Below are 25,504 nucleotides of genomic sequence, written 5' to 3'. Positions count from 1 at the left end.
CCATGGCGGGATGCTGGGGGGCGACGGCGAGATGGTGACCGACGACGTCGTCATCACCGGCATCGGCGCCGTCACGCCGCTCGGTCTCGACCGCGACAGCACCTGGCAGGGCCTGCTGGCCGGCAAGTCGGGCGTCGGCCCGGTCACCGCCTTCGATGCCGCCGCGCTGCCCACCCGGATCGCCGCCGAGGTGCGGGGCTTCGCGCCGGCCGAACACTTCACCGGCAAACAGCTGCGACGGATGGCCCGGTTCAGCCAGTTCGCGGTGGTCGCCACCCGCGAGGCGGTCGCCGACGCCGGGCTCACCGTCGACGCCGGCAACGCCGCCCGGGTCGGCGTGGTCGTCAACGCCGCCGTCGCCGGCTTCGACACCGTCGAGGCCACCGTACGCGGGCTGCTCGCCCCCGACCCGACCGCGCCCCTCTCGCACTTCGTGCCCTCCTCCCTGACCAACATGCCGGCCTGCGAGGTGGCCATCGAGGTGGGCGCGCACGGGCCGGTCAACGCCAGTGCGCTGGCCTGCGCCAGCGGCGCGTACGCGCTGCTCGACGCCCGCCGGCTGATCCTGGCCGGCGAGGCCGACGTGGTCATCTGCGGCGGCACCGACGCGGCGATCACCCCGGCCATGTTCGCCGGCCTGGTCAGCATGGGGGCGATGTCCCAGCGCAACGACGACCCGACCGGCGCGAGCCGGCCGTTCTCCGCCGACCGGGACGGCTTCGTCTTCGGTGAGGGCGCGGTGATCCTGGTGCTGGAGTCCGCCGCGCACGCCCGTCGCCGGGGCGTCACCCCCTACGCCACCGTCGCCGGTGGCGCGTTGACCAGCGACGCGTTCCACGTGAGCGCGCCCCGCCCCGGCGGGGTCTACGCGGCCGAGGCCATCCGGCAGGCGCTGGACCGCGCCGGGGTGCGCCCCGACGACGTCGACTACGTCTGCGCCCACGGCACCTCGACGAAGGCCAACGACCTGACCGAGACGGTGGCGATCCGGGCGGCGCTCGGCGCGGCGGCCGACCGGGTCGCGGTCAGCGCGCCGAAGTCGATGCTCGGCCACCTGATCGGCGCGGCGGGCGCCCTCGGCGCGATGGTGTGCGCGATGGCGATCCGCGACGGCGTCGTCCCGCCGACGGTCAACCTGCACCAGCCCGATCCGGACTGCGACCTGGACTACGTGCCCCACCAGGCCCGGGAGATGCCGGTGCGGGCGGCGCTCACCAACGCCTTCGGCTTCGGCGGGCAGAACTGCGTCGTCGTGTTCACCGAAACCCCGTCGCGAGGAGAGCCCGGATGACCGCGCAGTTCCCGTTGGTCCCCACCGACCACCCGACCCCGCCGCAGACCCGGGAGGAGATCCTCGCCGACCCGGGATTCGGCCGGCACTTCACCGACCACATGGCGACCGCCGTGTGGTCGCCGGACGCCGGTTGGCACGACCAGCGGGTGGGCGCGCTGGCGCCGTTCACGATGCACCCCGGCGCGGCGGTCCTGCACTACGCGCAGGAGATCCTGGAGGGGCTCAAGGCGTTCCGGCACGCCGACGGCAGTGTCTGGCTGTTCCGCCCGGAACTCAACGCCCGCCGGTTCGCCGCCTCGGCCCGCCGGATGGTCCTGCCCGAGCTGGACGAGGAGACCTTCGTCGAGAGCGTGGCCGCGCTGGTCCGCGCCGACGAGGCCTGGGTGCCGCCGTACGGGGGTGAGCAGAGCCTCTACCTGCGACCGTTCATGTTCGCCTCGGAGGCGTTCCTCGGGGTGCGTCCCGCCCAGCAGGTCACCTACTGCGTGCTGGCCTGCCCGGCCGGGTCGTACTTCCCCAACGGGGTCACCGGTGTGACGCTCTGGGTCAGCACCACCTACAGCCGGGCGTCGATCGGTGGCACCGGCGCGGCCAAGTGCGGCGGCAACTACGCGGCCAGCCTGGCCCCGCAGCGGGAGGCCCTCGGGCACGGTTGCGAGCAGGTGCTCTACCTGGGCGGCGAGGGGCGGCGCAGCATCGACGAGTCGGGCACCATGAACGTCTTCTTCGTGACCCGCGACCACCAACTGCTCACCCCCGGGTTGGGCACCATCCTGGACGGGGTGACCCGGGACAGCGTGCTGACCCTCGCCGCCGAGCACGGGCTGGAGCCGGTGCAGCGCACGATCGACCTGGACGAGATGCGGGACGGGTTCGCCGACGGGTCGATGACCGAGGCGTTCGCCGCCGGCACGGCGGCGGTGATCACCCCGATCATCGGGCTCAAGAGCGACGACTTCGCCCTGACCATCGGCGACGGGGCGCCGGGCAAGTACACCCAGCAGTTCCGGGAGCGGCTGCTCGACATCCAGTCCGGCCGGGCTGCCGACACCCACGGCTGGATGCGTCGGGTGCTGTAGTGCCCACCCCGATCGCGGTCGTCGGGATGGCGGTCCGCGCACCCGGCGGGGTGTCGAGTCTCGACGCGTACTGGTCGGCGATCCTGGCCGGCCGGGACCTCACCGGCGAGCTGCCCGACGACCGCCGGGCCGGGTTCGGCGCCCAGTGGGACGGCATGGTGACCCGGGGCGGCTACTGCGACGCGGTGTTCGACTTCGACCCGAAGTTCTTCGGCATCTCACCCCGGGAGGCGCGGGTCCTCGACCCGCAGCACCGGCTGCTGCTCGAGGTGGTGTGGGAGGCGTTCGAGCACGCCGCGATCCCGGTCGCCGCCGTCGCCGGGGCGACCGGTGTCTTCGTCGGGGTGACCGGGCGGGACTACCGGCAGTGGCTGACCGGCGATCCGAACTCGTACTGGACGATCGGCAACGGGCACAGCTTCACCGCCGGCCGGATCGCGTACACGCTGGGGTTGCAGGGGCCGGTCTTCGCGCTGGACACCGCCTGTTCGTCGTCGCTGGTGGCGGTGCACACGGCGGGTCGGGCGTTGGCGGCCGGTGACTGCGACACGGCGGTCGCCGGCGGGGTCAACCTGATCCTCGCGCCGAGCACCACCCGGTCGGTGGCGCAGACCGGCGCGTTGTCGCCGGACGGCCGGTCGCGTCCCTTCGACGCCGAGGCGAACGGGTTCGTCCGGGGCGAGGGCTGCGCGATGCTGGTGCTGAAGCGGTTGGCCGACGCGCACCGCGACGGTGACCGGGTGCTCGCGGTGCTGCGCGGCACCGGGATCAACCACGACGGGCGGACGGCGACGTTCACCACGCCGAACGTGTCGGCCCAGTCGAGGCTGATCGACGCGGTGCTGGCCGCCGCCGGGATCGCCGTCCGGGACGTCGGTTACCACGAGGCGCACGGCACCGGCACCCCGCTCGGCGACCCGGCCGAGATGGCGGCGATCGTGGCGGCGCTGGGTCGCGCCGACGGCCCGCCGCTGTACGTGGCCTCGGTCAAGGGCAACCTCGGCCACACCGAGTCCGCCGCGGGGGTGCTCGGGCTGGTGAAGGCGGTGCTCTGCCTGCAACGGCGCACCATCGCGCCGCAGGCCAACTTCCGGACGTTGAACCCCCGGATCGATCTCACCGGCACCGGCGTCGACATCCCGGTCGCCCCGGTGCCCTGGGACGACCGGCTCGGGGCCTGCGCCTCGACCAGCTCGTACGGGATGAGCGGCACGAACGCCTTCGCGGTGCTGTCACCCGCCCCGCCGGTCGCGTCGTCTGCGTTGCCGGCGGCGGACGGGTTCCCGGTGTCGGCGGCCACCGGGCCGGCGCTGGCCGTGCTGGCCCGGCACTACGCCGACCGGCTGGCGGTGCTGCCGGCGGCGGACTATCCGGCGTTCGCCACCACCGCCGCCGGGGGGCGTACCCGGCTCGCGCACGCGGTGTGGGTGCGGGCGTCCGGCCCGGCGGACGCGGTGGCGGCGTTGCGCGCGGTGGCGGCCGGCACCGCCCACCCGGACGTGCGGGTGCTCGGCCCGGACGAGCCGGTGCCGACGCCGTCGGGCCGTGCGGTGGTCGACCTGCCGACCTATCCATGGCAGCGGCGCACCTGTGTGGTGGACCGCCCGCAGTGAGCCGGCGCGGTGACCCGCGTCGCCGGGTGACCCGGTGGTCGGGTGACCCGGTGGTCGGGTGAGCCCGTCGTCGGGTGAGCCCGTCGGCGGCCCGGCCCGGCCGGGTGGGTCAGCTGCTGGCCTGGGCGGCGTGCTCGGCGCGCAGGGCCGCCCGGGCGGCCCGGGACGGCAGGGCGAAGTGCAGGGTGGCTGCGGCGACCAGACACCCCCGGTGGTCACTGGCCCGGGCGTCCACCACGGCCGACCGGCTGGCCAACTTGATCACCTCGGCGGTGACCCGTAGCGCGCCGGGTTCGGCGGGTTCGAGGAAGCTGATGCTGCTGTGTGCCAGGACCATCGCGGGCGCCGGACCGATCAGCACGGTGACCGCGACGAAGCCGGTCAGGTCCATCGCCCAGAACATGGCCGGCCCGGAGATCGTGCCGTCGAGGCGGAGCTCCAGGCAGTCGGGGCCGGCGACCGCCACCACCTGAGCGCCGTCCACGGACTCCAGGCGCAGCCGGTCGGCACCGGAGATGACCTCGGCGAGCCAGGCCCGCGCCTCATCGACCGACATCACCGCTCGGCTAGCCATGGAGGCTACTATAGGCCATGATCGGGTAGCGCTCCGTCCCTGAACGGTCGTCGTCGATCACGGGTGCCGACCGGCCTGCCGGGCCACCCGTGCGGGCGGCCCGGCAGGCGTGGGGTCACTCCAGGACGAAGGTGGCGTCGGCGTTGCCGGTGGCGTCGGTGACGGTCCGCAGATAGAGCAGGCCGCCGCTGTGCCGCAGGTACTGGCCGGGATAGTTGATCGCCTCGAACGACACCCCGACGGAGTTCGACAGGCCGGTCCGTTGCGCGAAGCTGGCATCGGCGCGGTACGTCGAGGAGGCGTCGTCGCGCTCGACCCACACCTCCCAGTTGCGGTGCCGCAGGTAGTAGCCGGGGAAGTTGGTGGACTCCAGGGAGACCGTGTTGCCGCCGGCCAGGCCGGGCACCAGGCGGAACTGCGAGTCGGCCAGGTTCGTCACGTTCGCCTCCAGCCGGGCCCGGTACTCCCAGTGCCGGACGAACCGGTCGGGCTGGTTGTCCGACCGCAGCCGGACCGGGGTGACGCCGTCGGGCACCGGGATGCCGAAGTTCGGGGTGCCGTCGGCGTTCCAGTAGACCTTCTGGACCCGGGTCCGCCGGTTGGGGTCGCGCAGCGGGTCCCCGCTGATGTCCCGGTAGTTGCGGTCGTGGTAGACGAGGATGTCGCTGAGCCCGTCCTCGGAGACGGTGAACGAGTTGTGCCCCGGCCCCCACTGACCGGTCGCGGCGTTGCTGGTGAAGACCGGTTGCGGCGACTTCACCCAGGACGACGCCTGGAGCAGGTCACTGCCGGCCGACGCGGTGAGCAGGCCGAGGCAGTAGTTGGCGTCGGTGGCGCTGGCCGAGTAGGTGAGGAAGATCCGGCCGTTGCGTTGCAGCACGGTCGGCCCCTCGTTGACCTTGACCCCGCCGCGCATCTCCCACTCCAGGGTGGGCACGGCGATCCGGGTCGGGGTGCCGCTGAGCGTCCACGGGTTCGCCATCCGGGCGATGTAGAGGTTGGAGTTGGTGGCGATGCCCGGCTCCCCCTGCGCCCAGATCAGGTAGCGCACGCCGTTGGTGACGAACGTCGACGCGTCCAGGGCGAAGGTCTCCCAGGGGGTACGGATCTGACCCTTCTCCGCCCAGCTCGCGGTCAGCGGGTTGGCCCCGGTGCCCTCCAGGACGTACATCCGGATCGCCCAGACGTTGTCGGTGGCCCCGGCGGCGAAGTAGACGTACCACCGGCCGTCGATGAAGTGGATCTCCGGGGCCCAGATGTGCGCGCCCATGATCCCGCTGCTGTGCCGCCGCCAGATGACGGTCTCCGGGGCGGTGGACAGGCCCTGCAGGGTGGTGGCCCGGCGCAGCACGATCCGGTCGTACTCGGGGGCGGTGGCGGTCATGTAGTAGTAGCCGTCGGTGTGCCGGACGATGTGCGGGTCGGCGCGCTGCGCGACCAGCGGGTTGGTGGCCCGGACGGCGGGGGCCGCCTGGGCCGGGGTCGCGGCGGTCAGCATGCTGGCCAGCATCGTCAGGACCAGCAGCACCGCCGTCCGGGTCCGGCCGGCGCGGGGCCCGGCCGGGGCGGCCGTGGCGTGCGCCGGCAGGCCGGTGCGGGGTGTGGACGGGTGAGGTGGGACGGTGGCCCATCGGGTGTGTGAGGCGGGCACGGTGAGGCTCCTTGCGCGGGGTGGTGGGTGGGACGCGGTCCGCCGCCCGAGCACCCGGAGGCGGTCGGACGGCGGACCGGGAACGGGGGCCTACGACTTGGCGAGGTCGAACTTCTTGACGGTCACCGCGCCACCGAGGGAACTGGTGGCGTAGTTGAACATGGCGAACCGGTAGCCCATGAAGAACTGCCAGGCGTTGTTGAGGGTGAAGGCCGGGCCGAGCGAGGTGAAGGTGACCCCGTCGGTGCTGTAGGAGAAGCGGGCCTGCCGACCGGAGCCAGGGCTGATGTCCGCGTTGATCCGCAGCCAGATCTTGCCGCCGGAGATGCCGGCCCCGGCGACCTCGGTGCCGGTGTTGGTGGTGTTCCAGTTGCTGTCCATGGTCAGGTTGTTGACCACGGCGACCCGGGTCGCGCCGTTGTCGCGGCGCACGCCGATCCAGGCCGACTGGTCCCGTAGCATCGCCAGGCCGCTGCGGTCACCGTCGCGCATGGTGGAGTAGTCGAGTTCGATGGTCGCGGTCGACCGGGGACCCTGGATGCGGTGGGTCAGCGTGTTGCGGGCGTTGTAGAGATCGTTGGTCACCGTGGCGGTCTGCAACCGCAGGCCGTCGTTGACCGACCACTTGGTGTTGTCCGGGTTGTGGTTCCACTCGTACTGCGGGCCGAGGGTGGTGCCGGCGAAGGTGTCGGTGCCGGTCATCGGTTTGACGGTCCGTGGTGGTCGCGGCACGTTCGGGTACGGGTACGAGCCGCCCCAGGTGTTGTTGACCGTCTGCAGGACGGGCCAGCCGCTGGAGTTCCAGGTGACCGGGGCGAGCACGGGCACCCGGCCGCCGGGGTAGGCGTCCACGAACCCCATGTAGTACCAGTCACCGTTCTGCGTCTGCACCATGCCGCCCTGGTGCGGCACACCACCGCCGGCGATGGGTCCGGGCAGGTTCAGCAGCACCTGTTGCATGGTGTACGGCCCGAACGGGTTCGACGCCTTCAGGATGTACTGACCGTTGGCCGGCCGGGTGAGGAAGATGTAGTAGCTGCCGTTGCGCTTGTAGAACCGGGCCCCCTCCAGGGTGCCCACGCTCGACGGGGTGCTGAACACCTGCTGCGACCGGACCTGGGTCTTCCCGTCAGCCGACAGTTGGGCCACGCTGATCTGCGTGTTGCCGTACGCGACGTACATGGTGTCGTTGTCGTCGACCAGCAGGCCGGCGTCGTAGTAGCACTGGTCGAGCGTGGTGTGCCTGGTCCACGGTCCCTCGGCCGACGGGGCGGTGTAGATGTAGGTCTTGTTGAAGTCGATGCAGCCGCCCCAGTAGAACGTCTTGTTGCTCTTGCGGTAGCCCAGGAACGACGCCCAGATGCCCCGGACGTAGCCACGCCCGCCGGTCATGTCGTACTTCTGGCCGAAGTCCAGCTTGGGCACCGAGTGACCGGCGAACTCCCAGTTGACCAGGTCGTAGGAGCGCAGCACCGGCGCGCCGGGGGAGTAGTGCATGGTCGACGCCGAGTAGTAGTAGGTGTCGTCCACCCGAAGGATGTCGATGTCCGCGAAGTCCTGCCAGAGCACCGGGTTGGCGAAGGTGGACGACGGCGGCCACTGTCCCGGCGGGGTGGTCGGCGGCGGCGTCGTGGGCGGCGGGGTGGTCGGCGGCGGCGTCGTCGGTGGCGGCGTGGTCGGTGGCGGCGTCGTCGGCGGGGGTGTGGTGGGCGGCGGGGTGGTCGTGCCGCCGGTGCAGGTGACGCCGTTGAGGGTGAAGCTCGTCGGCTTCGGGTTGCTGCCGTTCCACGAGCCGTTGAACCCGAACGACACGTTGGCCCCGGTGCCGATGGCGCCGTTGTAGCTGACGTTGCGGGCGGTCACCTGGGCGCCGGACTGGGTGACGGTGGCGTTCCATGCCTGGGTGACCTGCTGCCCGGCCCCGTACGACCAGGTCAGGGTCCAGCCGTCGATCGGGTCGCCCAGGTTGGTGATGGCCACGTTCGCGCCGAAGCCACCGCCCCACTCGGACGAGACGGTGTAGTCGACCGTGCAGCCGGCGGCCGCGGCCTCGGCCGGCAGGGCGACCGCTGTTCCGGCGGCGATCAGACCGGCGGCCAGGACCAGCCGTGCCGGCAACTTTCTGGTGAGTGGCATGCGGTACTCCTACTGGGGGTGGTGGGAGTCGGGTGGTCGGGAGGCGTCCGGCACCGGTGCGCACGCACACCGGTGCCGGACGGCGGTCAGGCGACCGTGCAGGCGGTGCCGTTGAGCGTGAACGAGGCCGGTCGGGCCGTGTTGCCGGTGTGCGTGGCCTGGAAGCCGACGTCGACCGAGGTGTTCGGCGCGATCGTGCCGTTGTAGGAGACGTTGCGGGCGGTCACCGCCCCGCTGGTCGGCGCGTAGCTGGCGTTCCAGCCGCTGGTGATGGTCTGCCCGCCGGGCAGGGTGAACGCCAGCGCCCAGCCGTCGACCGCCGTGCCGCTGGTGTTGGTGACGCTGATGGAGGCGGTGAGACCGGCGTTCCAGGCACTGACCGTGTACCCGACCCGGCAGCCGGCCGAGGGCGGCGGGGTGGTCGGCGGCGGGGTGGTCGGCGGCGGCGTGGTCGGCGGCGGCGTGGTGGGCGGGGCGGTGGTCGGCGGGGTGGTCGGCGTGTTGCCACCGAGGCTGCCGGGCACCGCCCGCAGGGCGTTGTACCAGGTGTTGGCCATCTTGCGATAGCCGGTGGCGTTCGGGTGGAGGCCGTCGGCCAGGTCGGCCGTGCCCACCGCGCTGAACATGTCCACCAGGTGCACCCGCTTGCCGGCGCTGACCTTGCTCTGCACGATGCCGGGGATCGCCGCGTTGAACGTGCGTACCGCCGACTCGGTGCCGTTGCGCGGGATGATGGTGGCGACGAAGACGTCCGCGTTCGGTGCGGTGTTGGTGATCTTGTCGATCAGGGTGGAGAGCCGGGCCGGGGCGCCGGAGGCGTTGTACATGTCGTTGGTGCCGATGTGCAGCAGCACCGTCCGGGGGGTCGTCGTCCGCAGCCAGTTCACCACGTTGGCGTCGACCTGGGAGATGGTCCACCCGGAGTGGCCCTCGTGGTCGTGGTCGCCCAGGTTGGACGGGCCGTTGAACATCGAGCCGACGAAGTCGACCCGGTAGCCGTCGGCGACCAGCCGCTGCCACAGCTCGATCCGGTAGCCGCCGGGGACGTTGAAGCCGTCGGTGATCGAGTCGCCGAGGGGCATCACCCGTACCCCGCCGTTGGACTCGGCGCTGGCGGGTGCGGTCACCACCGACCCGGTGGCGACCACGGCCACCAGGGCGGCGGTGGCCAGGCCCAGCAGGCGCAGCCCCCGGCGCATGGTGGGCAGCCGTCGCCCGGCGGGGGTGGTGTCGACGAGGCGTTGGCGGTCGGACGGGGGTGGCCCGGCATTCGGGCAGCTCGTGCCGCTCATGGAGACTCCCTGGGGTGGCGGTGCGGACCGGTGCGGCGCGGCGACCGTCCCGGGAGGTCGCCGCCTCGTCCGGTGGGTGGACGAAGAGGTGCGTCGGCACGCCACCCGGACGTCGGCTCGCGGGCGACCGAGCACCGCTTACCGGCGGGTTTCCCTGAGGTGATGGGCGGACGGTGCGCCACGCGCAACGACCAGGAAGCCGGACTCGTCACTGGTCGTGGACGCCGTGCGGTGCCGGTGGTCACCGACCCCGAAGTGGACGAACCGGTGATCCACAGCCGGAGCGTGCCCTGCGCTCCCGCCGGGATGCACCATATCGTGTTATCGCTAACATCGGCAACATCGGTGAGCGACGATGCCCAGGTGACCTGCCGGACGGACGACCCACCGGGAGCACGAATGGGGACCGGAGTCGACCCTGCCGGCCGCGAGTCACCCCACCGCCTGGTCGGTGGCCGGTCGCAGCAGCGCGTCGAGCCAGCGCAACTGCCGCGCGACCTGCCAGGCCTCGCCACCCTCGTGGCCGTTGAACGGGTAGGTGTGCAGGTGCCGGGAGGGTGCCTCGGGGCGGCCGTTCGCCGCGCCGTACTGGTTGTAGGCGGCGAAGCCGGTGCTCGGGGGGCAGACGTTGTCGCGCAGGCCGATGCCGAAGTGCGCGGGCGCGATGGCCCGCCGGGCGAAGGTCACCCCGTCGACATAGGACAGCGTGTGCCGGACGGCCTCCTCGACCTGCCGGTGCACCGCCAGGTACCGGGCGATCTCGCCGTACGGGGCGGCATCGGTCAGTTCGATCCCGCGTTGGACGTCGCAGAGGAACGGCGCGGTGGTCAGCAGCGCCGCGAGGTCGTCGCGCAGCCCGGCGACCGCCAGGGCGAGTCCGCCACCCTGGCTGTTGCCGACGGCGGCGACCCGGGCCGGGTCCACCCCGGGCAGGGCGTGGACGGCCTCGACCGCCCGGACCGCGTCGGTGATCAGCCGGCGGTAGTGGTAGTCGTGCGGGTCGAGGATGCCCCAGGTGGCGGGCCACGGCCCACCGGAGACCCCGTGCGGGTCGGGGGTGTCGCCCGCGCCGTGCAGGCCGGACTGACCGCGGTTGTCCATCAGCAGGTGCGCGTACCCGGCCACCGGCCAGGTCAGCCGCTCGTGCGGCAGGCCCCGGCCGCGCCCGTAGCCGGCGTACTCGACCACGGCGGGCAGTGGGGCGTCGACCCCCGCCGGGCGGGTGTACCAGGCCCGCACCGGGTCACCGTCGAAACCGGCGAAGGTGACGTCCCAGGTGTCGACCAGGCGCAGGTCGGTCGGGTGCGGGCGGACGTCGACCAGCACCGGCCGGGTGCGCGCCCCGTCGAGGGTGGTACGCCAGAACGCATCGAAGTCGACGGGCTCGACGACGGTCGGCGTGTACCGCCGCAGGTCTTCGGTGGCAGCCATGGGTTCCTCGGGGGGTCAGGGGCGGGTGGTGGGTGGCGCGGTGCTCTCCCGGACGACCAGTTCGGTCACCAGGTCGATCCGGCTGGTCGCCACGGCGCCGCCCCGGGCCAGTTCCAGCAGTATCTGGGTGGCGGTGCCGGCCATGTCCCGCAGCGGCTGGTGCACGGTGGTCAGCGGCGGGTCGGTCCAGCCGGCGACCGGCAGGTCGTCGTACCCGATCACCGAGAGGTCCTCGGGCACCCGCAGGCCGAGCTGGCGGGCGGCCCGGAGCACGCCGATGGCCTGGAGGTCGGAGCCGGCGAAGATCGCGGTGGGCCGGTCGGGCCCGGTCAGCAGCTCCAGCCCGTGGGCGTGCCCGCCGTCGACGTAGAAACTGCCGTAGCGCACCAGGTCGGCGTCCAGGGTCAGCCCGACCTCGTCGTGCGCGGAGCGGAAGCCGGCGGCGCGGGCCTGGCTGCACAGCACGTCCCGGGGCCCGGAGATGACGGCGATCCGCCGGTGCCCCAACTCCATCAGGTGTCGGGTGGCCAGCAGGCCGCCGTTCCAGTTGTTCGAGCCGACGGTCGGCACCGAGGCCGAGGTCGCGCTGTCGGTGTCGACCACCACGAACGGGATGCGGTGCTCGGTCAGCAGGAGCTGCTGCGGCGGGGTCGGGTGGCAGAGCACGAAGAGCAGGCCCAGCGGCCGGCGGGCGATGAGGGCGTCCAGCCGGCGCGGTGCGGGTCGGTGCTCCCCGTCGAGCTGGGAGATGGCGATGCCGAGCCCGGCGGCGGTGGCCACCGCCTCCACCCCGCTCATGATCTCCATCGCCCAGCCCGAGTTGAACTCGTGGAAGACCACGTCGATCTGGTCGATGCCGAGCGACTGCCGACGGATGCGGCGACGGTACCGGTGGCGTTCGAGGCTCTCCTCGACCCGCGCCCGGGTCTCGGCGGCGACGTCCGCGCGCCCGTTGAGCACCTTCGAGACGGTCGCCACGGAGACGCCGACCTCCTCGGCGATGGTGGCGATGGTGGCCGAGGACTGTGGGGTGATCGGGCGGGACGCGGTCATCGAAGCCTCACCAGGCACTTCCGAAAGTTTCGGAGGACTCTAGCACGTCCGCTGCGAAACGGGGATCGACATCGATACGGTATTTCGACAGGGGTGAATGCGCCTTGCGAGAAGAGTGTTAATGTATATCCCATTTGGGACCCTTGACATGTCCCGTGGATGCCTCCTAAGTTGCCCGAAAAAGGTAACCCGCTGTTTACGAAATTTTCGAACCCTCCGCCGATACACCGCGTCGATCCGTGCGGCGCGGGTGGGGGAGCGGTCGAGGTGAGAGGTGTGGCATGAGAAGTCAGGTGCCCGTCGACGACGGCCCGGCGCCCCAGGACACCCAGCCGTGGCGGGACCCTCGACGCTCACCCGCGCAACGGGCCGACGCGTTGGTCCCGGTCATGTCGCTGGAGGAGAAGATCGCCCAGCTCGTCGGGGTCTGGGTTGGCGCGGAAGCCTCCGGCGAAGGGGTCGCCCCGCACCAGTCCGACATGATCGACGGTGCCCCGCCGTGGAGCACCATCATCCGGCACGGGCTCGGCCAACTGACCCGACCGTTCGGCACCGCGCCGGTCGACCCGGTCGTCGGCGCCCGCTCGCTGGCCGCCTCCCAGGCGCAGATCGCCGCGGCGAGCCGGTTCGGCATCCCCGCCCAGGTGCACGAGGAGTGCCTCACCGGCTTCGCCGCCTGGCGGGCCACGGTCTATCCGACCCCGTTGGGCTGGGGCGCGTCCTTCGACCCCCCGCTGGTCGAGGAGATGGCCGGTCGGATCGGCCGGTCGATGCGGGCCGCCGGCGTCCACCAGGGACTGGCCCCGGTGCTCGACGTCACCCGGGACTACCGGTGGGGGCGCACCGAGGAGACCATCGGCGAGGACCCCTACCTGGTCGGGACGACCGGAGCGGCGTACGTGCGGGGCCTGGAACGGGCCGGCATCGTCGCCACCCTCAAGCACTTCGCGGGCTACTCCGCCTCCCGGGGCGGCCGGAACCTCGCCCCGGTGTCGATGGGCCGCCGGGAGCTGGCCGACGTCATCCTGCCGCCGTTCGAGATGGCGCTGCGCCTCGGCGGGGCCCGCTCGGTGATGCACTCGTACGCCGAGATCGACGGCCTGCCCGTCGCCGCCGACGAGGAACTGCTGACCGGCCTGCTGCGCGACGAGTGGGGCTTCACCGGCACCCTCGTCGCCGACTACTTCGCGGTGCGGTTCCTGGAGACCCTGCACGGGGTGGCCGCCGACGCCGCCGACGCCGCCCGGCTCGCCCTGCGCGCCGGCATCGACGTGGAACTGCCCACCGTGGACGCCTTCGGCGCGCCGCTGGTGGCGGCGGTCCGGGCCGGCGAGGTCGACGAGGCGCTGATCGACCGCGCGCTGCGCCGGGTGCTGATTCAGAAGATCGAACTGGGGCTGCTCGACGAGGGCTGGCAGGAGCTGCCCGAGGACGTGGCGAACCTGCGGCTCGACGACGAGACCAGCCGGGACGTCGCCGTACGGCTGGCCCGCGAGTCGGTGGTGCTGCTGCGCAACGACGGCGTGCTGCCGCTCGCCCCCGACCTGCGGGTCGCGCTGGTCGGTCCGGTCGCCGACGACCCGATGGCCCTGCTCGGCTGCTACTCCTTCCCCAACCACGTCGGCGTCCGCCATCCCGAGCACGGGCTGGGCCTGGAGCTACCCACGCTGCGCGACGAACTCGCCCGACGGGTCCCGGGACTCGTGCACGAGCCGGGCTGCGCCATCACCGACGGGGACACCTCGGGCATCCCGGCGGCGGTCGCCGCGGCGGCGGGGGCCGACGTGTGCGTGCTCGCCGTCGGTGACCGCGCCGGCATGTTCGGTCGGGGCACCTCCGGCGAGGGCTGCGACGCCGACGACCTGCGGCTGCCCGGCGCCCAGGCCGAACTGGTCCGGGCCGTGCTCGACACCGGCACGCCGGTGGTCCTGGTGCTGATGACCGGCCGGCCCTACGCGCTCGGCCCCGAGTACGACGGCGCCGCCGCCGTCGTCCAGGCGTTCTTCCTCGGCCAGCGTGGCGGGCAGGCGCTCGCCGAGGTGCTCACCGGCGCGGTGAACCCGTCCGGGCGGCTGCCGGTCAGCGTCCCCCGCGACGCGGGCGGCCTGCCGGGCACCTACCTGACGCCGCCGCTGGGTCGACGCTCCGAGGTCTCCTCGATCGACCCCACCGCGGCGTACCCGTTCGGCCACGGGTTGAGCTACACCACCTTCGCGTGGACCGACCCGGTGGCGTCGGGCACCGGGGAGTCCGGCGGGCCGCCGGCCTGGCCGGTCGACGGCGAGGCGACGGTACGGATCACCGTGCGCAACACCGGGCAGCGGGCCGGCACCGAGGTGGTCCAGCTCTATCTGCACGACCCGGTCGCGCAGACCACCCGACCCGTGGTCCGGCTGGTCGGCTTCGCCCGGGTGCCGCTGGACCCCGGTGCGGCGGCGCACGTCAGCTTCACCGTGCCGGCCGACCTCACCTCGTTCACCGGGCGCGACGGCCGGCGCATCGTCGAACCCGGCGAGGTCGAACTGCGGTTCGGCCGGTCCAGCGGCGAACCGGCGGCCACCCTGCCGCTGCGACTGACCGGCGTGGAACGCCAGGTCGGCGTCCGCCGGCACCTGCTCACGTCGGTACGGGTCGAGCCCGCCGCGACCGGCCCGCACGCCGGATAGGAGGCCGAGAATGACATCCGAGACGCTACGGCCGCCCCCACCGGCGCCGGGGCGGGCTGCGGCGGCCCCCGCCCCGACACCGCGCCGACGTCGCCGGCATCCCTGGCGGCGGGCCCTGAGCCGGGACTGGCAGCTCTATTCGCTGGCCGTCCTGCCGCTGCTGTTCTTCCTGGTCTTCCGGTATCTGCCGATGATCGGCAACGTGATCGCGTTCCGCCGGTTCAGCCCCGGCGGGAGCGTCTTCGGCGAGTACTGGGTGGGCCTGCGGTACTTCCGGCTGTTCCTCGCCGACCCGACCTTCTGGCAGGTGTTCACCAACACCCTGGTGCTGGGCACGCTGACCCTGCTGTTCTGCTTCCCGCTGCCGATCGTGCTGGCGCTGCTGCTCAACGAGGTCCGGGCCCGCCGGCTCAAGCGGTTCGTCCAGTCGGTGTCCTACCTGCCGCACTTCCTGTCCATCGTGATCGTGGCGGCGATGGTGATGCAGTTGCTGTCGATGGACGGCTCGGTCAACCAGGTGGTCCGGGGCATCGGCGGGGACGGCGTGGCGTTCCTGCAACAGCCGGGCTGGTTCCGGGCCGTCTACGTCTCCTCGGAGGTCTGGCAGACCGTCGGCTGGGGGACGATCCTCTATCTGGCGGCGCTCACCACCATCGACGAGAACCTGTACGAGGCGGCCCGGATCGACGGTGCCAACCGCTGGCGGCAGACCTGGCACGTCACGTTGCCGGGCATCCGGCCGACGATGGTGACCCTGCTGATCCTCAACATCGGCACCTTCATGGCCGTCGGGTTCGAGAAGATCCTGCTGCTGTACAACCCGTTGACGTACCCGACCGCCGACGTGATCTCCACGTACCTGTTCCGGTTGGGCTTCGAGTCCAGCAACTTCAGCTACGCCGCCGCCATCGGCCTGTTCGAGGCGGTGATCGGGCTGGTCCTGGTCCTCGGGGCGAACACCATCTCCCGGCGCACGGTCGGGACGAGCCTGTGGTGACCGTGGCCCCCGGCACGGCCGGCCCGAAGACGACGGATCCCGTGCGGGCCCGCCGGCCGCGGGGAATCCGACCCACCCGAGGCTACCGGGTGTTCCAGGCGGTCAACGGGGTCGTGCTGACCCTCGTGGTGATCGTGACGCTCTACCCGTTCGTCAACATCGTGGCCCGGTCGCTCAGCGACGAGGCGCCGATCATCGCGGGCAAGGTCAACCTCGTCCCGCAGGGCTTCAACCTCACCGCCTACCGGTTGGTGATGTCCGACCCGATGTTCTGGACGAACTACCGCAACACCGTGGTCTACACCGTCGTGGCCACCGCCATCTCGATCGTGTTGACCACCTGCTACGCGTACGTGTTGTCGAAGCACCAGCTCAGAGGGCGTGGGGTGCTCGTCGGGATCGCCGTGTTCACCATGTTCTTCTCCGGCGGGCTGATCCCCAACTACGTGCTGATCACCAGCCTGGGGATGAAGAACAGCATCTGGGCGGTGGTCCTGCCCAACGCGATCAACGTGTTCAACCTGCTGGTGATGAAGGCGTTCTTCGAGAGCCTGCCGGTCGAGCTGGAGGAGGCCGCCGCGGTCGACGGGCTGAGCACGTACGGCACCCTGCTGCGGATCGTGCTGCCGCTGTCCAAGGCGATCATCGCCACGATGCTGCTGTTCTACGCGGTGTCCTTCTGGAACTCCTGGTTCACCGCGTTCCTCTACCTCGACCAGCAGGATCTGCTCCCGGTCACGGTCTACCTGCGCAACCTCATCGCCGGGGCGACCGGGGCGCAGTCGGCCGGTGGTGTCGCCGAGTCCGACGCGGTGCAGGCGGCGGCCACCATCCAGGCCGTGACCATCGTGCTCACCACGCTGCCGATCCTCGCGGTCTACCCCTTCGTCCAACGGTTCTTCGTGTCCGGCGTGATGCTCGGCGCGGTCAAGGGGTAGCCCGGCCGACCGCTCCACCCCACTGCACCCCCACACCACCTGATCGAAAGGACGAGCCATGTTGCACAGGACGTGGCGCCGCGTGGCGATAGCCGCTGCCGGGCTGCTCACCCTCACCCTCGTCGGGGCCTGCTCCGAGGAGGCCCCGGAGGCCAAGAACCTCGACGGCAACCGGGCCGGCGCGATGGCCGACTACGGGATCGACACGCAGTTCAAGGCGACCGAGCCGCTCTCCTTCCCCATCCTCTACAACAACCACCCGAACTATCCGCTCAAGGACGACTGGCTGTTCTGGTCGGAGCTGACCAAGCGGACCAACGTCAAGCTCGCACCGGTGGCCGTGCCGCTGAGCGACTACGAGCAGAAGCGCAGCCTGCTGATCGGTGCCGGCGATGCGCCGCTGATCATCCCGAAGACCTACCACCCGCAGGAGAACGCCTTCGTCTCCTCCGGCGCGATCCTCCCGGTGAGCGACTACCTGGACCTGATGCCCCACCTCAAGGACAAGATCGCCAAGTGGAACCTCCAACCGGAGTTCGACACGCTGCGACAGTCCGACGGCAAGTTCTACCTGCTCCCCGGCCTGCACGAGAAGCCGTGGGCGGAGTACTCGATCGCGATGCGCACCGACATCCTCCAGCAGCTCAACCTCCAGATCCCCAAGACCTGGGACGAGCTGTACACCGTGCTCAAGGCGATGAAGGCGCGCTACCCCGACACGTACCCGTACTCGGACCGGTGGAGCAAGCCGAACCCGGGCGGGGAACTGCTGAGCATCGTCGGCGCCGCGCACGGCCTGCGGACCGGTTGGAGCTGGAACCCCGCCACCTGGGACCCGGCGGCGAAGAAGTTCGTCTACACCGGTGCCACCGAGCAGTACAAGCAGGTGATCGTTTACCTCAACAAGCTGGTGGCCGAGAAGTTGCTCGACCCGGAGAGCTTCACCCAGACCGATGACCAGGCCCGGCAGAAGCTCGCCAACGGCAAGTCCTTCGTCATCGGCAGCAACGCCCAGACCCTCATCAACGACTACCGCCCCGACCTGGCCAAGACCCAGCCGAACGCCAAGCTGACGAAGATCCCGCTGCTGGTCGGCCCGGCCGGCGAGATCAACCCGGCCAGCCGGCTGGAGAACGGCATCATGATCTCCAAGAAGGCCCGGGACAGCAAGAACTTCGTGGCGCTGATGCAGTTCATCGACTGGGTGTACTACTCCGACGCCGGCCAGGAGTTCGCCAAGTGGGGCGTCGAGGGGACCACCTTCACCAAGGACGCCGCCGGCAAGTACACCCTGAATCCCGACGTCGACATGATCGGGCTCAACCCCAAGGGCAGCAAGCACCTGCAGAAGGACTTCGGCTTCGGCAACGGGGTGTTCTCCTACGGCGGCAAGCTCGACCTGGTGCAGTCCTTCTTCTCCCCGGAGGAGATGGAGTTCCAGAAGGTGATGAACGCCCGGACGCCGTTGCCGGTGGACCCGCCGGCCCCGCTCACCGACGAGGAACGGGAGCAGGCGTCGCTCTGGGAGACCCCGCTGAAGGACCACGTCGTCCAGAACACGCTGAAGTTCATCCTCGGCCAGCGGCCCCTCACCGAGTGGGACGCCTACCTCGGTGAGCTGAAGGCCAAGAACGCCGACCAGTACATCGGACTGGTCAACAAGGCGCACGAGCGGTTCGAGAAGGACAACGGCTGACCGACCCGGTCCGGCCGGGCCCCGCCACGGGCCCGGCCGGACCGGTCACCGGCACCGGCACGGCGACCACCGGAGGACGACGACGATGCGGATCACCGTTCCCGCCCAGCCCGTGGGGCGGCTCACCGATGCCTGGCGGCACTGCGTCGGCACCGGGCGCTTCGAACTGGCCCTGCGCCGCGACTACCAGGACTCGCTGGCCCTGATCCAGCGGGACATCGGCTTCCGGCACATCCGCGGGCACGGCCTGCTCAGCGACGGCGTCGGCGTCCACCGCCCCTACCAGCACCAGGGCGAACGCCGGGTGCACCACGCCTTCACCTACGTCGACCAGGTGATCGACGCCTACCTCCGGCTGGGTGTCCGACCCTTCGTGGAGCTGGGCTTCATGCCCTCCGGGCTGGCCTCCGGCGACCAGACGGTGTTCTGGTGGCAGGGCAACGTCACCCCGCCCCGCTGCTGGTCGGAGTGGGCCGACCTGGTCCGCGCCACGGTGGCCCACCTGGTCGACCGGTACGGTCTCGACGAGGTACGGGGCTGGCCGATCGAGGTGTGGAACGAACCCAACCTGACCGACTTCTGGCAGGGCGCGGACCGGGACGCCTACCACCGGCTCTACGAGGTCACCGCGCACGCCGTCAAGGAGGTCGACGCCGGGTTGCAGGTCGGCGGCCCGGCCATCTCGCCCGGCGCGGACGACTGGCTGGAACCCTTCGCCGACTTCGTCACCGCACACGACGTGCCGGTCGACTTCGTCAGCCGGCACGCCTACACCTCCGGCCCTGCCCAGCACGTACCCTTCGGCACCCACCAGACGCTGGCCCCGGCGTCGTCGCTGCTGGAGCAGTTCGCCGCGCCCCGGCGGCACCTGTTCGGCACCGCCCTGGCGGAGTTGCCGGTGCACATCACCGAGTTCAACTCCTCCTACCGGCCGGACAACCCGATCCACGACACGGCCTTCCACGCCGCGTACCTCGCCCCGGTGCTGGCGGCCGGCGGTGACCTGGTCGACTCCTTCTCGTACTGGACGTTCAGCGACATGTTCGAGGAGACGGGGGTGCCGACGGCGCTGTTCCACGGCGGGTTCGGCCTGCTCACCCACCACCAGATCAAGAAACCCACCTACCACCTGTACGCCTTCATGGCCCGCCTCGGCGACGAGGTGCTGGCGCGCGGCGCGGACCACCTGGTCACCCGGTATCCCGACGGCCGGGTCGCCGTGCTGGCCTGGGCGCCGGTGGACGTGACCGGCCATGCGCCGGTGCCCGATCGGCACCCGGTGGCCCTGTCGGTGCCGGTGGGCCCGCCCGGCGCCTCGTCGGTGTTCCTGCTCCGCTCGTCGGTCAGCGAGGAGGCCGGCAACGCCTGGGCCGCCTGGAGCGAGATGGGCCGCCCCCGGTCCCCCCGACCCGACCAGCTCGACACCCTGCGGGAGGCCGCCGAACCGGCCCGCTCCCACCGCGCCCTGCCGGTCACCGCCGGCCGGGTCGACCTCGACCTCACCCTGGCCCGGCACGAGGTCACCCTGGTCGAGTTGGCGGCGGTACGGGACGAGACCCCGCCGTGGTGGGACGAGGCCCGGCTGCTCGGCGGCCCCACCGAGCGCACCCCGTCGCCCGACCGGGACGAGCGGTCGTGAGCGCGCAGCCCTGGCGGGAGTTCGGCGACGGCCCACTGTCGCGGGCCGCCGCATCGGTGTACACGGTGCTCGTCGTCGGGCTGCTGCTGGCCCTGGTCACCCTGCCCGGACTGGTCCCGCTGCTCCTGCTCGGCCGGGACGCCAGCAACCTGCCGCTGGTCGCGGTCTGCCTGCTCCCGGTCGGCCCGGGGGTCTCCGCCGCCCTGTACGCCCTGCACCACCAACGCCCCGACCTGACCGACCTGCGACCCGCCGCCCGGTTCCGGCAGGGCTACCGGGCCAACCTGCCGCAGGTGCTGCGGATCTGGGTGCCGCTGCTGCTGTGGCTGACCGTCATCGGGGTCAACCTCACCCACCTGGCCACTGCGGGCGTCCCGCCCGGCTGGGCGGTGCCGCTGGTCGGACTCGGCGTGGCGCTCGTGCTGGTCGGCGGCAACGCCCTGGTGATCGCCTCGCTGTTCACCTTCCGCACCCGCGACGTGCTCCGGCTGGCGGTGCACTTCCTGATCCGCACCCCCGGCGTCACCGTCGGCAACCTGCTGTTGCTGGCCGCTGCCACCGCGCTCACCGTGCTCTCCTCCGAGGCGCTGCTGGCGTTGCTGGCCGTGCTGTTCGTCCTGGCGTACCTGCGGGTCGCCACCCCGATGACCGATATCGTGCGGAAGGACTTCACCGGATGACCAGACCCGCCACCCTCCCGGCCGGAGCGACCGACGACGGGGAAAGCCCGCCGCACCCCGCCTGGCTCCCGGCGGAGGCGTTCCGGGCCCTCGGTACGCGCCGGGTGCTGGTGCACGGCGACGGTCCGCTGGTCGACACGGTATTCGCCGAGGTGGCGCGGGCCTGCGCCGCACACGGCGGACGGGCCGGACGGACCGGCACGGGTGCGACCTCGGGTGACGCACTGCCCGTCGGCCCCGTCGACGTGGCGCTCGCCCTGCGCACCACGGGCGGGCTGCCGTCGGCGGTGCCGGCCGGCGCGTCGGCGGTCCCGGGCCCCGACGACGGGCCGCTCGGCGACGAGGGGTTCCTGCTGACCCGGGTCGACGACGTGACCGTGGTGCTGGCCGACGCCCCGGCCGGGCTGTTGTACGGCCTGTTCCACCTGGTCCGGCTCGGCGCGTCCGCGTACGCCGGGGAGCATCCGGCGCGGGCGCACCGACCCGCGCTGCGCCGCCGGATGCTCGACCACTGGGACAACGTGGCCGTGCACCCGGTGATGGGTCAGGTGGAGCGCGGCTACGCGGGCGGCTCGATCTTCTGGCGCGACGGCGCTCCCCACGGTGACCGGGACCGGCTGCGGGCGTACGGGCGGCTGCTCGCCTCCATGGGGGTCAACGCGATCTCGGTGAACAACGTCAACGTCGGCCTGACCGAGGCGCGGTTGCTGACCGACCGGCTCGACGACGTGGTCGACCTCGCCGACCTGCTGCGCCCGTACGGCATCCGGGTGCACCTGTCGGTGACCTTCGCCGCCCCCGTCGTCCTCGGTGGCCTGCCCACCGCCGACCCCCTCGACGACCGGGTGCGGGACTGGTGGGAGAGCGCCACCCGCCGGGTCTACGCGCGCATCCCCGACTTCGGCGGGTACGTGGTGAAGGCCGACTCGGAGGGACAGCCCGGCCCGTTCAGCTACGGGCGCGACCACGCCGACGGGGCGAACCTGCTCGCCGCCGCGCTCGCCCCGCACGGGGGAGTGGTGCACTGGCGGGCGTTCGTCTACGACCACCGGCAGGACTGGCGGGACCGGACCACCGACCGGGCCCGTGCCGCGTACGACCACTTCGCCCCGTTGGACGGGCGGTTCGCCGACAACGTCGTCCTCCAGGTGAAGTTCGGCCCGGTCGACTTCCAACCCCGGGAGCCGGTCTCGCCGGTGATCGCGGCCATGCCGGCCACCCGGCTGGCGGTGGAGTTGCAGGTGACCCAGGAGTACACCGGCCAGCAGTGGCACGCCTGCTACCTCGCCCCCTGGTGGCGTGAGGTGCTGGCCTTCCGGCCGTGGGGGGCGGCGGAGCGCAGTGTCGCCGACGTGCTGGCGGACGTGCCCGGCCCGGGGCCGCGGCGGGGCGGCGACCTGGTCGCCGTGGCCAACGTGGGGGACGATCCGTTCTGGTGCGGGCACCCGCTGGCCCAGGCCAACCTGTACGCCTTCGGGCGGCTGGCCTGGGATCCGGGCCTGGACCCGGGCGCGCTCCTCGACGAGTGGATCGACCTGACCTTCCCGGCGTCGACGGTCGGTGACCCGGCGTTGGTGCGCGAGACGCTGCACGCGGTGCTGGACGACTCCTGGCGCACCTACGAGCGCTACACCGCCCCGTTGGGTGTCGGCTTCATGGTCAATCCGGCCGGCCACTACGGGCCGGGGGTGGACGGCTACGAGTACAGCCGGTGGGGCACCTACCACTTCGCCGACCGCGACGGCGTCGGCGTGGACCGGACCTGCGCGACCGGCACCGGCTTCGCCGGCCAGTACCCGCAGCCCTGGTCCCAGGTGTACGAGTCGCTCGAGCGGTGCCCGGACGAACTGCTGCTCTTCTTCCACCACGTGCCCTACTCCCACGTCCTGCACAGCGGCGTCCCGGTCATCCAGCACATCTACGACACCCACTTCGCCGGGGTGGAAGAGGTGGTGGCGATGCGGGACCGGTGGACCCGGCTCGCCGGGGTGATCGACCGGGCCGTGTACGACCGGGTCGTCGAGCGCCTCGACGAGCAACTGCGCTGCGCCACCGAGTGGCGGGACCAGGTCAACACGTACTTCTTCCGCAAGTCCGGGGTGCCCGACGCGAAGGGCCGCCACATCTACTGACCGCGCCCGGCGGCACCGCCGGACGACGGCCGGTGCCGCCGCACGCCGGTGCCCGGCCGGCCGGGCTGAGGTCGCCGCCCGCCGACCGGGACGGGCCGCGTGGGGACGGGCCGCGTGGGGACGGGCCGCGTCGGGGTGGGGCGACCCGGCGGGACGTGGCACGATCACGGGATGACCAGCAGATCCGCCCCGGAGCAGCAGTTGCGCGACCTGGCCCGGCTGCGCCGGGTGCGGGACCGCATCGACCGGGAGTACGCCCGGCCGCTGGACGTCGAGGCGTTGGCCCGGGGCGTGCACATGTCGGCCGGGCACCTCAGCCGGCAGTTCCGCCGCGCCTACGGCGAGTCACCGTACGCCTATCTGATGACCCGGCGGATCGAGCGGGCGATGGCGCTGCTGCGCCGGGGCGACCTCAGCGTCACCGCGGTCTGCTTCGCGGTGGGCTGCGCGTCGCTGGGCACCTTCAGCACCCGCTTCACCGAGCTGGTCGGCGTTCCGCCGAGCAGCTACCGGGCGTCGTCGACGCCCGGGTCGGCGGAGCCGCCGCCGTGCCTGACCAAACAGCTGACCCGGCCGGTCAGGAATCGAGAAGCACCCGCCCCGATCCTCACCTAGCGTGAGCGGCATGGATCTCACCATCGACACCTGTTTCCTGCCGCACGACGACCCGGACGCCTCGCTGGCCTTCTACCGCGACATCCTCGGTTTCGAGGTCCGCAACGACGTCGGGTCGGGCAGGATGCGCTGGATCACCCTCGGCCCGGTCGGTCAGCCCGGCACGTCGATCCTGCTGGCGCCGCCGGCCGTCGACCCGGGCGTCACCGACGAGGAGCGCCGGACCATCGCCGAGATGATGGCCAAGGGCACCTACGGCTGGCTCATGCTGGCCACCCCGGACCTCGACGGCACCTTCGAGAGGGTGCAGGCCAGCACCGCCGAGGTGGTCCAGGAGCCGATCGACCAGCCGTACGGGGTGCGCGACTGCGCCTTCCGCGACCCGGCGGGCAACCTGATCCGCGTCAAGGAGCTGCGCTGACCTTGGCGGCCCGGCTCACCAGGGGTGGACGGTGCCGTCCTCCAGCCGGTTGACCGGCAGGTACGCCGGGGCGTACGGGTAGCGGGCCGCCGCCTCCTCGTCGATGTCCACCCCGAGGCCGGGGGTCTCCGCCGGGTGCAGGTAGCCGTCGGCGTAGCGGTAGCCGTGCGGGAAGACCTCGTCGGTGGCGTCGGTGTGCCGCATGTACTCCTGCAGGCCGAAGTTGGGGATGGCCAGGTCGAGGTGGAGGGCGGCGGCCATGCAGACGGGGGAGAGGTCGGTGGCCCCGTGTGAGCCGCTGCGCACGTGGTGCAGCGCCGCCAGGTCGAAGATGCGCCGCAGGTGGGTGATCCCGCCGGCGTGCACCACCGTGGTACGGATGTAGTCGATGAGCTGTTCCCGGATGAGCTGGGCGGCGTCCCAGATGGTGTTGAACACCTCGCCGACGGCGACCGGGGTGGTGGTGTGCTGGCGGATCAGCCGGAAGCCCTCCGGCAGTTCGGCGGGGACCGGGTCCTCCATCCAGGTCAGCGCGTGCGGTTCCAGGCTCTTGCCGAGCCGGGCCGCCTCGATCGGGCTGAGCCGGTGGTGCACGTCGTGCAGCAGCCGCAGGGTCGGGCCGAACTCGTCGCGTACCCGGGCGAAGACCGTCGGGACGTGCGCCAGGTACCGCGCGGTGGACCAGGTCGCCTCGCTGGGCAGGGCCGCGTCGGCCGGTTCGTAGAACAGCTTGTCCGCGCTGACCCCGTAGGTCCTCGGCAACCCCGGCACACCGCACTGCACCCGGATCGCCCGGTAGCCGAGGTCGACGTAGCGGGCGACCTCGACCAGCACGTCCTCGACCGTCTCGCCGTTGGCGTGCCCGTAGACGGTGACCCCGTCGCGGGACCGACCGCCGAGCAGTTGGTAGACGGGCAGGTTGGCGACCTTGCCCTTGATGTCCCACAGCGCGGTGTCCACGGCGGCGATCGCGCTCATCGTCACCGGCCCGCGCCGCCAGTAGGCCCCCTGGTAGAGGTACTGCCAGGTGTCCTCGATCCGGGCCGGGTCCCGCCCGATCAGCAGCGGCACCACGTGGTCGCGCAGGTATGACGCGACGGCCAGCTCGCGGCCGTTGAGGGTGGCGTCCCCGACGCCGGTGACCCCCTCGTCGGTGACGATCTTCAGGGTGACGAAGTTGCGGCCCGGACAGGTCACGATGACCCGGGCGTCGACGATCCGCACACGGCCTCCTTCGGGTGGCGACGAAGGCCGTGTGGTCCGCCGCGCGGACGAAGGCCGTGGTCCGTCCCGCGCGTGCGGCCGGTGGGCAGGGGGTGACGTCGGTGGACCCGTCGTCGCCCGTCCGGCCCGGCTTCCGGCCCGCGGCGCGGTCGCCCCGAAGTCTGGAACCGCCCGTCCAGGCGTGTCAAGGGCCCGCCCGGCCGAACGGATGTGACCGCTCACCTGTTCGTCGTATGCGACCTACTCGATGGCTGGTCGGAGCGGTGTTGATGGATGCCGTGCCGGGGCCGCTCAGGATGGTTACGGCAGTGTTACATGGATGCGCCTTGACGGATTCCATGTGAGCGCTAACACTTGCCCCCAACGATTGAAC

The 25,504-nt window shown here is 71.9% G+C and carries 19 protein-coding genes; 12 read left to right on the top strand and 7 right to left on the bottom strand.

What is annotated here, in order from left to right; genetic code table 11:
* The first annotated feature begins 10 nt into the window (after window positions 1–10).
* Genes fabF through ACQP1S_RS18520 form a run of 3 tightly spaced genes read left to right on the top strand, consistent with a single transcriptional unit; the run spans window position 11 to window position 3,986 of the window.
* Window positions 11–1,291, top strand: a complete 1,281-nt coding sequence (fabF, locus tag ACQP1S_RS18530; protein WP_432896928.1) for a beta-ketoacyl-ACP synthase II — start codon at window positions 11–13, stop codon at window positions 1,289–1,291.
* Window positions 1,288–2,373: a branched-chain amino acid aminotransferase gene (locus ACQP1S_RS18525; protein WP_432896925.1), complete on the top strand. Its 1,086-nt coding sequence runs from the start codon at window positions 1,288–1,290 to the stop codon at window positions 2,371–2,373. Before fabF ends, ACQP1S_RS18525 begins: the two co-directional genes overlap by 4 nt.
* The gene (locus ACQP1S_RS18520; protein WP_432896922.1) at window positions 2,373–3,986 is read left to right on the top strand and encodes a polyketide synthase; all 1,614 of its coding nucleotides are present in this window, start codon (window positions 2,373–2,375) and stop codon (window positions 3,984–3,986) included. The genes ACQP1S_RS18525 and ACQP1S_RS18520 overlap by 1 nt, the downstream gene beginning before the upstream one ends.
* 109 nt (window positions 3,987–4,095) lie before the next feature.
* On the opposite strand, the gene ACQP1S_RS18515 is transcribed toward ACQP1S_RS18520, so the two are convergent.
* The 6 genes from ACQP1S_RS18515 to ACQP1S_RS18490 all read right to left on the bottom strand — a co-directional run bounded on the left by ACQP1S_RS18515 (window position 4,096) and on the right by ACQP1S_RS18490 (window position 12,123).
* Window positions 4,096–4,560: a PaaI family thioesterase gene (locus ACQP1S_RS18515; RefSeq protein WP_432896919.1), complete on the bottom strand. Its 465-nt coding sequence runs from the start codon at window positions 4,558–4,560 to the stop codon at window positions 4,096–4,098.
* Window positions 4,561–4,675: 115 nt separating this feature from the next.
* Window positions 4,676–6,211, bottom strand: a complete 1,536-nt coding sequence (locus tag ACQP1S_RS18510) for a family 43 glycosylhydrolase (RefSeq protein WP_432896916.1) — start codon at window positions 6,209–6,211, stop codon at window positions 4,676–4,678.
* Between the two features lie 90 nt (window positions 6,212–6,301).
* Complete coding sequence (locus tag ACQP1S_RS18505; RefSeq protein ID WP_432896913.1) at window positions 6,302–8,347, bottom strand: family 43 glycosylhydrolase; 2,046 nt, start codon at window positions 8,345–8,347, stop codon at window positions 6,302–6,304.
* 86 nt (window positions 8,348–8,433) lie between these two features.
* Window positions 8,434–9,546 (bottom strand): cellulose binding domain-containing protein, encoded by a 1,113-nt coding sequence (locus ACQP1S_RS18500; RefSeq protein ID WP_432908129.1) that lies wholly within the window; start codon window positions 9,544–9,546, stop codon window positions 8,434–8,436.
* 525 nt (window positions 9,547–10,071) lie between these two features.
* Window positions 10,072–11,070, bottom strand: coding sequence for an acetylxylan esterase (locus ACQP1S_RS18495; RefSeq protein ID WP_432896910.1), 999 nt, complete (start codon window positions 11,068–11,070; stop codon window positions 10,072–10,074).
* Between the two features lie 15 nt (window positions 11,071–11,085).
* Complete coding sequence (locus ACQP1S_RS18490) at window positions 11,086–12,123, bottom strand: LacI family DNA-binding transcriptional regulator (protein ID WP_432896907.1); 1,038 nt, start codon at window positions 12,121–12,123, stop codon at window positions 11,086–11,088.
* A 281-nt stretch (window positions 12,124–12,404) separates the two neighbouring features.
* Between ACQP1S_RS18490 and ACQP1S_RS18485 the strand changes: the two genes are divergently transcribed.
* The 9 genes from ACQP1S_RS18485 (at window position 12,405) to ACQP1S_RS18445 (ending at window position 23,907) form a co-directional block, all read left to right on the top strand.
* The gene (locus ACQP1S_RS18485; RefSeq protein WP_432896904.1) at window positions 12,405–14,789 is read left to right on the top strand and encodes a glycoside hydrolase family 3 N-terminal domain-containing protein; all 2,385 of its coding nucleotides are present in this window, start codon (window positions 12,405–12,407) and stop codon (window positions 14,787–14,789) included.
* A gap of 10 nt (window positions 14,790–14,799) precedes the next feature.
* Window positions 14,800–15,786 (top strand): ABC transporter permease, encoded by a 987-nt coding sequence (locus ACQP1S_RS18480; RefSeq protein ID WP_432896901.1) that lies wholly within the window; start codon window positions 14,800–14,802, stop codon window positions 15,784–15,786.
* An 89-nt stretch (window positions 15,787–15,875) separates the two neighbouring features.
* A complete protein-coding gene (locus tag ACQP1S_RS18475; protein WP_432896898.1) occupies window positions 15,876–16,724 on the top strand; it encodes a carbohydrate ABC transporter permease in 849 nt (282 codons plus the stop codon).
* Window positions 16,725–16,782: 58 nt separating this feature from the next.
* Window positions 16,783–18,420, top strand: coding sequence for an ABC transporter substrate-binding protein (locus tag ACQP1S_RS18470; RefSeq protein ID WP_432896895.1), 1,638 nt, complete (start codon window positions 16,783–16,785; stop codon window positions 18,418–18,420).
* 85 nt (window positions 18,421–18,505) lie between these two features.
* Window positions 18,506–20,059 (top strand): GH39 family glycosyl hydrolase, encoded by a 1,554-nt coding sequence (locus tag ACQP1S_RS18465; RefSeq protein ID WP_432896892.1) that lies wholly within the window; start codon window positions 18,506–18,508, stop codon window positions 20,057–20,059.
* Window positions 20,056–20,739 (top strand): hypothetical protein, encoded by a 684-nt coding sequence (locus ACQP1S_RS18460; protein ID WP_432896889.1) that lies wholly within the window; start codon window positions 20,056–20,058, stop codon window positions 20,737–20,739. Before ACQP1S_RS18465 ends, ACQP1S_RS18460 begins: the two co-directional genes overlap by 4 nt.
* The gene (locus ACQP1S_RS18455; RefSeq protein ID WP_432896886.1) at window positions 20,736–22,871 is read left to right on the top strand and encodes an alpha-glucuronidase; all 2,136 of its coding nucleotides are present in this window, start codon (window positions 20,736–20,738) and stop codon (window positions 22,869–22,871) included. The genes ACQP1S_RS18460 and ACQP1S_RS18455 overlap by 4 nt, the downstream gene beginning before the upstream one ends.
* A gap of 171 nt (window positions 22,872–23,042) precedes the next feature.
* Complete coding sequence (locus ACQP1S_RS18450; RefSeq protein ID WP_091243186.1) at window positions 23,043–23,486, top strand: helix-turn-helix transcriptional regulator; 444 nt, start codon at window positions 23,043–23,045, stop codon at window positions 23,484–23,486.
* A gap of 10 nt (window positions 23,487–23,496) precedes the next feature.
* Window positions 23,497–23,907 (top strand): VOC family protein, encoded by a 411-nt coding sequence (locus tag ACQP1S_RS18445; protein ID WP_432896883.1) that lies wholly within the window; start codon window positions 23,497–23,499, stop codon window positions 23,905–23,907.
* Between the two features lie 15 nt (window positions 23,908–23,922).
* On the opposite strand, the gene manD is transcribed toward ACQP1S_RS18445, so the two are convergent.
* Window positions 23,923–25,131 carry a D-mannonate dehydratase ManD gene (manD, locus tag ACQP1S_RS18440; RefSeq protein ID WP_091243182.1) on the bottom strand — a complete coding sequence of 403 codons (1,209 nt, stop codon included), beginning with the start codon at window positions 25,129–25,131 and terminating at the stop codon, window positions 23,923–23,925.
* Window positions 25,132–25,504 lie beyond the last annotated feature (373 nt).

It is taken from the genome of Micromonospora matsumotoense (assembly GCF_050951065.1).
Taxonomy (GTDB): domain Bacteria; phylum Actinomycetota; class Actinomycetes; order Mycobacteriales; family Micromonosporaceae; genus Micromonospora; species Micromonospora matsumotoensis.
This window is presented reverse-complemented; position numbering and strand designations above follow the sequence as displayed.

Bases quoted from the DNA above. Each gene is read 5' to 3' on its own strand.
- ACQP1S_RS18455 (WP_432896886.1), top strand. From the start codon at position 20,736: ATGACCAGACCCGCCACCCTCCCGGCCGGAGCGACCGACGACGGGGAA.
- ACQP1S_RS18470 (WP_432896895.1), top strand. From the start codon at position 16,783: ATGTTGCACAGGACGTGGCGCCGCGTGGCGATAGCCGCTGCCGGGCTG.
- ACQP1S_RS18505 (WP_432896913.1), bottom strand. From the start codon at position 8,347: ATGCCACTCACCAGAAAGTTGCCGGCACGGCTGGTCCTGGCCGCCGGT.
- ACQP1S_RS18495 (WP_432896910.1), bottom strand. From the start codon at position 11,070: ATGGCTGCCACCGAAGACCTGCGGCGGTACACGCCGACCGTCGTCGAG.
- ACQP1S_RS18500 (WP_432908129.1), bottom strand. From the start codon at position 9,546: ATGCGCCGGGGGCTGCGCCTGCTGGGCCTGGCCACCGCCGCCCTGGTG.
- ACQP1S_RS18445 (WP_432896883.1), top strand. From the start codon at position 23,497: ATGGATCTCACCATCGACACCTGTTTCCTGCCGCACGACGACCCGGAC.
- fabF (WP_432896928.1), top strand. From the start codon at position 11: ATGCTGGGGGGCGACGGCGAGATGGTGACCGACGACGTCGTCATCACC.
- ACQP1S_RS18465 (WP_432896892.1), top strand. From the start codon at position 18,506: ATGCGGATCACCGTTCCCGCCCAGCCCGTGGGGCGGCTCACCGATGCC.
- ACQP1S_RS18525 (WP_432896925.1), top strand. From the start codon at position 1,288: ATGACCGCGCAGTTCCCGTTGGTCCCCACCGACCACCCGACCCCGCCG.
- ACQP1S_RS18490 (WP_432896907.1), bottom strand. From the start codon at position 12,123: ATGACCGCGTCCCGCCCGATCACCCCACAGTCCTCGGCCACCATCGCC.
- ACQP1S_RS18480 (WP_432896901.1), top strand. From the start codon at position 14,800: ATGACATCCGAGACGCTACGGCCGCCCCCACCGGCGCCGGGGCGGGCT.
- ACQP1S_RS18485 (WP_432896904.1), top strand. From the start codon at position 12,405: ATGAGAAGTCAGGTGCCCGTCGACGACGGCCCGGCGCCCCAGGACACC.
- ACQP1S_RS18450 (WP_091243186.1), top strand. From the start codon at position 23,043: ATGACCAGCAGATCCGCCCCGGAGCAGCAGTTGCGCGACCTGGCCCGG.
- ACQP1S_RS18515 (WP_432896919.1), bottom strand. From the start codon at position 4,560: ATGGCTAGCCGAGCGGTGATGTCGGTCGATGAGGCGCGGGCCTGGCTC.